This window comes from Micromonospora sp. NPDC049679 (assembly GCF_040659735.1).
Taxonomy (GTDB): Bacteria; Actinomycetota; Actinomycetes; order Mycobacteriales; family Micromonosporaceae; genus Micromonospora_I.
On record NZ_JBFANZ010000018.1, the window covers coordinates 114,749 to 122,365 of the forward strand.

A 7,617-nucleotide genomic window follows, 5' to 3' on the forward strand; every position below is an offset into this window, starting at 1 on the left:
TTGTGATCTTGCCACTACCTTGTAAGTTGTACGCGATGCGTGTGGCCTGTTCGGCGGAAGGGGGGCGGCCGTGACTGAATGGGAGCCGGTCACCGAGGCCGAGGCCGCAATGCGGGATGCCCTGCGCGCGAACGATCAGGAGCTCTACTTCCGGATTCTCGCCCGCACCGAACTCCTGCTGCCGGTCTCCGCCGAGGCGATCGCCGGTCGGACCCCGATGGGCTGGGGCACCTGGACCACCGGTGGGCGCACCCATGTGCTCGCGTTCACCTCGAGCGACACGCTGACCGCCTGCCTGGGTGAGAACGCGGGCGCCACGCGCCGGATGCCCTACCAGGAGCTGGCCGACACCTGGCCCAACCTCGAGTGGTGGCTCGCGGTGAACCCCGGGTTGCCGATCGAGGGCTATCTGCCGGCCTGGTTCGTCTCCCAGTTGGCCCGCGGCGACGTACGCCTGCCGGGCCGAACCGCCGCATCCCGCGCCCGTCCGGAGCGCGCCGCGTCCGTCGCGCCGGCCCGGGCCACGGCATCCGTCCCGGCCGGCACGACGGCGCCGGACCAGGGTTCTGACGACGGTCACGTCGTCCCGGCGGCCGCGTCGCCGCCTTCAGCTGCTCCTGCCCTGGCTCCGCGGCCGACCCCGTCCCCGCGTCCCGCCGTTCCGGCGGCGGCGGTCGAGCCGTCCCGCACTGAGGAGCCGCCCCGCACTGAGCAGTCGGGGCGCACTGAGCAGCCGGCCGGCGTCGAGCAGTCGGGGCGCGGCGAGTCGCAGCCGGCCGGCGTGGGGGCGGTGGCCGCTCCGGCGAGCAACGGCGCCGCGCACGAGCCGGCGCGTCCGTCCCGACCCAGCTCGGCCTATCCGGGGACCGTCCCGTCGCCTGCCGTTGCCGTTCCGTCCGTTGCCGCTCCGCCCGTTCCCGCTCCGCCCGTCCCCGTTCCCGCTCCTCCCGCGCCGCTGTCGCCACAGCCTGCCGCCGTGACGGTCGATGCGGAGGGCCCGCCGCCCGATGCGCGGCGCGCGGCGACGTCGTCCGACGCAGCAGTCTCGACCGTCAGCGAACCGCCCACAAACGGGTCGCCGCGAAACGACCTGACGGATCCCTCGCGGTACGGCGCGGCCGAGGATGACGACGACACGCTGCCAGCCGGCCCGGCCGACGATGCGGGGCACGACCCGGCACCGTCGGAGTCCTCCGCCCCGGAGAGCTCGGCCAGCCCGGCGTTGCCCAACTTCGACCCCGCGAATGAGGTCGAAGCGAGTCTGCTCGCGGCGGCCGGCGGGGGGAGCACCGACACGTTCCTTTCCACGCTCCTGCTCGCCAAGGTGCTGCTGCCGGTCGCCGACTCCTCAGCCCCCGCCGCGCTCCCCGGCGACGAGGGCTTCGTCTGGCGGACCGAGATCCTCGACGGCGAGACCTACGTGGTGGTCTTCACCTCGCCGCAAAGGCTCGCCGACCACCTCGGTGAGCCGGTCGAGACGGCCACGGTGAAGTTCGTCCAACTGATCCGCAAGTGGCCCGACCCCTCCTGGTCGTTCGCCGTCAACCCGGCCACCCCCGTCGGGGCCAAGCTGCCCGGCGGGCAGATCCTCGCCCTCGCCAGCTGGGCCGCCGAGGTCGGTCTCCGGGACGACGCGGAGAGCGAGCAGACGGAGCCCGGACCGGTCGAGGAGCCGACGCCGCGATCCGCGTACGCGCCGGCGAAGGAGGATCCCGACCGTCCGACGATGATGCAGAAGACCATCGCGGCCAGCCAGCTCGACTACTACCTCGAACGCGGATACGACCGGGTATCCGGCTTCGTCCACCGCGCCAACGAGGTCGCGCACCTGACCACGCCCGCCAAGCTGCACGCCGCGCTCGGCCTCGGATATGCCGGCTCACCCTTCGCCCGCAGCGCTGACGAGACGTACGTGCTGCGCTGGCCCGCCTACCGGCCCAGCCTCTACCGGATCCCGTACGGCGGTCAGAACGAGGCCGCCATGCGCGCCATGGAGGGCTGGGTGATCGAACGCGCGCCCTTCCGTGGCAACGGGTTCGCTCCGGGCGACAGCAACGACGTGATCGCCGAGTTCAAGGTGGACAGTGCGCGGTTGCCGCACGGGTCGCAGCTCTGGCGAATTCGCGCCGACGGTTCGGAGACACTGGTCGCGGTCCTCGACTGCGACACCCCTGTCTGGCGACGGGTAGCGGAGGACTGATGCGCGACGGCTACGTTGCCCGGTGGCAGGGCAGGGAATACGACGCCACCCCGGACGGCGACAACGTACGGCTCTACCAGCGGCAGCCGGGCGACGGGTTCGAGGAGATCCGCGACGGTCGGTTCGTCCGCGTGCTCCCGGTCGCCGAGGTGGGCGATCTGTCGTACATCCGGACCACCTGCTCCTGGAAGGGGCAGCCGTTCATCGTGCTCGGCGAGCACGACAGCTGGCTGCGGGTGGAATACACCGGCGGGCGCTCGCCGGTCGCCGAGTCGATGGGCCTGGAGGCCTTCGACTTCGGCGTCTATCAGGGTTGGGTCCCGGCCGACGAGGTCACCGACCTCCGCGAGCACCGCGTCTGACCCCGCCCCCGTCGCCCGCCGCCCCCGTCCACGTCGATCAAGGGCATATTCTTGTGCTTTGATCTCCGATCATGTGAATTTGTCCTTGATCGGCGAGGAACTCCTTGATCGAGGCGTCAGCGTGCTGCGGACGGTGTGCACCAGCCGTTCCGGCCATCGGTAGAGGTCCTCGTCGGTGAAGTAGCGCATCCGCCAGCCTCGCGCCGCGAGCCAGTTGTGGCGACGCCGATCGTGTCGCATCCGTGCGCGATCCAGGTGTGACGAGCCGTCGTACTCGATGCCGACCCGCTGGTCCTCGTACCCCAGGTCGAACCGGTGCCGTTTGACCCCCCACTCGTCCACGACGGCCAGCTGCGGTTGTGGGGCGGGCAGCCTTCCGTCATGCAGCAGAAGCCGTAGGTGGCTTTCCTGACGGCATTCCGGGAGCGGCGTGGCGAGCGGTACGAGTTCGCGCGCCTGGCAGACCCCGCGCAGCCGATCGTGGCGCCCCACCTCGACCAGCAACTGTTCCGGGCCGCATGTGCCGCTGCGCAGCGCGGCGTCGAGCACGGCGAGCGCGTCCGGCCGGGAGAGCTGTCGCGCGAGCTCGATCGCACAACGCGCAGGCGGCAGGCAGGGTATCCCGAAGACCTCGATCAACTCCTCGAACGGCAGCACGGACTCGTGCGCCACCACGCCTCTGCGCTGCGGCACCGGAGTGCCGGCCGGCACCGCCACATGGACGGAATCAGCGGGCACGACACCGAACCCGTACAGCGCGGCGGCCGTGTGCCGCGCGATGACGGCCGCGGGCGGTAGGACGAGGAGTGCGGCGTTCAGGGTGTCGATCAGGTCGCCGCCGCCGGACCCGAGAAGGTACGCGTTGTGAAAGGGGCGCAGCAGTCGGCCGCGCCGGTGCGCCCAGGACAGGCGCTGGCGGCTGATCCCCTGCCGCCGCAGTTCGCCGTACCGGCGGGCGGACTGGCGGCCTTGCAGGAGCCGGGGGACGGCCGCCGCGTCGTCGTAGAGGTCACTCATGGACGCCGAGCGTGACGATCGAGGGGGCAGGGCGCCACCCGCCGGGGATCTGCCTGTGGACGACGGGAGGCCCTGTGGAAAACCACCTGATCAAGGCCGTGCGTGGTAGACACGGCAGCCTATCGATCAAGGACATCCCGGTCGATCAAGGACGTATTCACACGATTGAAGATCAAGTCATGTGAATATGACCTTGATCGACGGGTAACGCCGTGGCGCGCGACGGGGGCCAGCGACCGGGTGGGTGTGGGGAGGTCAGGACTTTGACCAGCGGAGGATTTCGCCGAGGACGAGGTCGGGGGATTCGAGATGCGCGAAGTGCCCCACCCCGTCGAGCAGGCGCCACTCGTACGGAGCGGTCACGTAACGGCCCGATCCCTGCGCGGTGCGGGGCAGGACGGCGGTGTCGAGCGCGCCGTGCAACTGCAGGGTCGGCGTGACCAGCGGCTCCTGAAGCAGCCGGACGAAGCGGTACCCGTGCAGTCGCAGCAGTGAGCGGAACGCCCACCGGTAGCCCTCCATCGCGCAGAAGGCTGCCTGCGGGATTCGCATCGCCTCCCGGCACCGCGCTTCGTACTCGTCGAAGTCGCGTCCCGACGTCCACTCCCGCCCGCCCCATTTGCGCAAGAAGTCGCCGACCATCGCGGCGTTGTCGCGGGTCAGCACGTGTTCGAACCGGGGAATCTGGAATTTGAGCGAGGGCGTGGAGGCGGAGAACTGACCGCGCGGATCGGCGAAGATGGCCGCCCGCAGCCGCAGCGGATGTGCCGCCCCGATCACGACGAGGCGACTGACCATGCGGGGGTGGAACGCGGCGGCGGTCCAGCCGAGCATTCCGCCGAACCCGGTGCCGACGATGATGGCGGAGCGTTCACCCAGGGCCCGGATCAGTCCGGTGACGTCGGCCGCCTGCGTGTAGCCGTCGTATCCCCGCGGGGGCTTGTCGCTCGCGCCGTAACCGCGCAGATCGACCGCGACCGCGCGGAACCCGGCGTCCGCGACGGCGGGCAGGATCTCGTTCCAGGCCCACCAGAATTCCGGGAAACCGTGCAGGAAGAGCACGAGCGGTCCGGTGCCGGCCTCGACGACGTGGAACCGGCTGCCGTTGGCGCCGACGAAACGGTGCTGCCAGGGCCCGTCGACGAGTACGCACGATTCGTCAACCTTCGTACTCATCGTCGTCGCACCGCGTCCACTCATGGCGCCAGCCTAGGGGCAGTAGCTGCGACTACGTCCCGTACGGCGGGACAGATCCGGGGATAGTCAGGGACATCACGGGGGCGCTCCGGTAGATTGCCGACTTTTCGCCGAGTCCTCGTGGGCGCAGGGGTTGAACGAGCAGGGGCCGGTGGCGCGACTGCGCCACCGGCCCCTGGGAGTTACCCGGTCAGTTGGTGACCTTGACGATCATCGCGTCGTGCGAGCGCAGCTCCAGCAGCACCTCGATCTTGGTGCCGAGGCCGGCCACCTTCACCGAGTTCTGCGGGTTCTCCGCCGACCAGTAGCGGTCCGACTGCGAGTCGTCGAAGACCGGCACCGGGCCGAGCTTCGGGACCGTCGTCGGCACACCGTTGAGGTGGAACGTCTGCGCCGGCTTGGCGTAGCGGCTGAACGTGGCGTCGTAGCCGTTGCGCCGGTTGCTGAGCGTGCCCTGACCCGCGACCTTGATCGGGGCGGGTCGGACGTCCACCGGCACGTTCAGGCCGTAGCCCGGGTGCGCCGAGAGGTTGTTGTCGCCGTACGCGTAGTTCACGTACCAGACGAGCATGCCCTCCTGGTTGGCGAACCGCTCCACGAAGTCCGGCCGGCTGTTCGCGAACCCGAAGTTGTACGGGCCGGTCTGCAGCGTTTTGTCGTACCCGGTGTAGGTCCGGTTCTCCGCGATGTAGAAGCGCGGGTAGACGTCGGTCACCGAGCCGGTGATGCGGGTGAACCCACGGACCTTCCACTCCGCGGCCAGCGTCTCGGCGTTGTCGGTCCACGCCGTGGCGCCGTCCTTGACGAGCGAGATGTTGTCCAGGAACAGGCCCGGGAAGTGCACGCCGCCGTCCATGGAGTTCCGGTAGCGGAACTGCACGGTCTGCCCGGCGTAGGCGGAGAGGTCGTAGCTCAGGTCGATCCACTCGCCGTTGCTGGAGCCGTCGATACCGGTTTCGGGGTCGCCGCCCGGCTGGGGCGGGTCGATGAGCGGGTGCGGCAGGGAGGTCCAGGTCGCACCGTTGTTCGTCGACACCTCGCCGTAGAAGAAGTCGTAGTCCTCTTCGGTCTCGTACTGCGCCTTCGCGGTGATCGACGCGCTCTTGGCGCCGCTCAGGTCGAGCGTGCGGGTCAGCGTGTTCTCGAGGTTCTCGGCGCTGCCGCCCCACCATTCGTACGTGCCCGCGAAGGGCTTGGTGTACTCCTTGGTCACCGTCTGCGGAGGCAGGTTGACCACGACGGCCTGAGCCGCCGGACCGTCGCTGTCGCCGGCGGCGCCGAGCGTCACGTACGTCGTCCCGCTGTCGTGGTCGACCGTCGAGTGGTTGAGCCAGCCGAGGTAGAGCTTGGACCACGGGTCCATGTAACCCGGGGTCGAACCGATGTCCTCGGTGCCGTGGTTGAGCCACGAGCCCGACGACATGAGGCTCCAGAAGCCGACGCCGTTGTCGCCGCCCTGGGTGTCGTAGAGGTCGGGCAGGCCGAGGTCGTGGCCGTACTCGTGGGCGAACACGCCCAGGCCGCCGTTCTCCGGCTCCGTGGTGTAGTCACGGATCCAGAGGCCCGAGTCGCCGATCTGCGTGCCACCGTTCAGGTTGAACGACGGTCCCGCGCTGCCCTTGAGGTTGTTGAAGGCACTCCAACGGTGCGACCAGATGGCGTCCTCGCCCTGCGCGCCGCCGCCGGCCTCCTCGCCCTCCCCGGCGTGCACCGCCTGGAAGTGGTCGACGTAGCCGTCGGCCTCGTTGAAGTCGCCGTCACCGTCGTAGTCGAACCGGTCCCAGACGTCGAACTGGGCCAGGTACTGCTTGATCTCCGCGGGGGTCTTGCCGGCCGCGATCTGCGAGTCGTACCAGGAGTTCGCGGTGTCCTTGACGAAGTTCCAGGAACCGTCGTTGTCCGGGATCGCGTTGCTGCCGTAGCGCGCCTCGTTGAACGGCACCGACACCCAGTCGGTGACGTCGCCGCCGACCGTGTAACGCCCGCCGGACTGCTTCAGGTAGAAGTCCCGCATCGACTCCTTGCCGACGCCGTAGAACAACTCCTTGAAGTAGTCGCGGCTGAAGTCCTGCCGCCAGATCGTGCTGTTGTTGTCGGTCGCGTTACCGTCGTAGACGCGGTCCGGCTTGGGGATCTCGCCCCGCCGCGGGCCGGCGGTGCCGCCCGCGCGCGGGTCGGTCTTGTCGCCGAACTCGACCAGGACCGTGAAGATCGGGTCGGTCTTCGGCTTCTGCCGGTATTCCACGAACCGGTCGGCCTTGATCTGGATGACCTCGGACCCGTTGCGCTTCTGCAGCTTGGCCTTGCCCGAGAGCAGCGCGGCGATGGCCTCCTTGCGCACCTCCTGCTGCTGCTCGACCTGCGGGTCGGGCAGCGAGTCGGCGCGATGCTTCGACTTCTCGACACCGGGCGCCGGGTTGGCCGCGGGCGCCCCGGACGCGGGCGCGCCGACTGCTCCGGCCGCCAGCAGCACGGTCGCGACACTCGCGAGACCGCCTGTGACTCGTCTCCTCAAGGGTTCTCCCTCTTTGTGGACCTGTGACAAACGGGCACAGCCAATGGGCGCGCGCCGTCAGAGATGTGTCACTCACCTTTGCAGATGAAGGAACCGATGTCACGAGGAGAAATTGGTCGAAAGAGTGAGAGCTGGACCTTCTATTGGGGTCATACCATCAGCGCGATGATTTCCGGTCTCGACGTTGACCCGAAAGTCGAGCCGCAATGGTACTTCACAACAAAGTGGGCGTGCACGACACGGCCGGCGGACTCCCGGCGACCTACTGGTACCTCTGGTGCGGACTGCTGATCAACCGGGCCGGCGCGTTCGCGATGCTGTTCCTG

At 69.3% G+C, this 7,617-nt stretch carries 6 protein-coding genes; 3 read left to right on the plus strand and 3 right to left on the minus strand.

The annotated features are described in order from the left end of the window. Positions 1-70 precede the first annotated feature (70 nt). Positions 71-2,200 (plus strand): SseB family protein, encoded by a 2,130-nt coding sequence (locus AB0J06_RS14490; protein WP_357428429.1) that lies wholly within the window; start codon positions 71-73, stop codon positions 2,198-2,200. Further along, complete coding sequence (locus AB0J06_RS14495) at positions 2,197-2,562, plus strand: hypothetical protein (RefSeq protein WP_357428463.1); 366 nt, start codon at positions 2,197-2,199, stop codon at positions 2,560-2,562. The genes AB0J06_RS14490 and AB0J06_RS14495 overlap by 4 nt, the downstream gene beginning before the upstream one ends. A 69-nt stretch (positions 2,563-2,631) precedes the next feature. Here AB0J06_RS14495 and AB0J06_RS14500 read toward each other — a convergent pair whose 3' ends face one another. Beyond that, positions 2,632-3,579, minus strand: a complete 948-nt coding sequence (locus AB0J06_RS14500; RefSeq protein ID WP_357428431.1) for a type IV toxin-antitoxin system AbiEi family antitoxin domain-containing protein — start codon at positions 3,577-3,579, stop codon at positions 2,632-2,634. 11 nt (positions 3,580-3,590) lie between these two features. Between AB0J06_RS14500 and AB0J06_RS14505 the strand changes: the two genes are divergently transcribed. Further along, complete coding sequence (locus tag AB0J06_RS14505) at positions 3,591-3,764, plus strand: hypothetical protein (protein ID WP_357428433.1); 174 nt, start codon at positions 3,591-3,593, stop codon at positions 3,762-3,764. Between the two features lie 70 nt (positions 3,765-3,834). Here AB0J06_RS14505 and AB0J06_RS14510 read toward each other — a convergent pair whose 3' ends face one another. Together AB0J06_RS14510 and AB0J06_RS14515 are read right to left on the minus strand one after the other, a co-directional pair. Continuing rightward, positions 3,835-4,755, minus strand: coding sequence for an alpha/beta hydrolase (locus AB0J06_RS14510; RefSeq protein WP_357428435.1), 921 nt, complete (start codon positions 4,753-4,755; stop codon positions 3,835-3,837). A 211-nt stretch (positions 4,756-4,966) separates the two neighbouring features. Further along, entirely contained in the window at positions 4,967-7,291 is a 2,325-nt protein-coding gene (locus tag AB0J06_RS14515) for an immune inhibitor A domain-containing protein (RefSeq protein WP_357428437.1), read from the minus strand. Positions 7,292-7,617 lie beyond the last annotated feature (326 nt).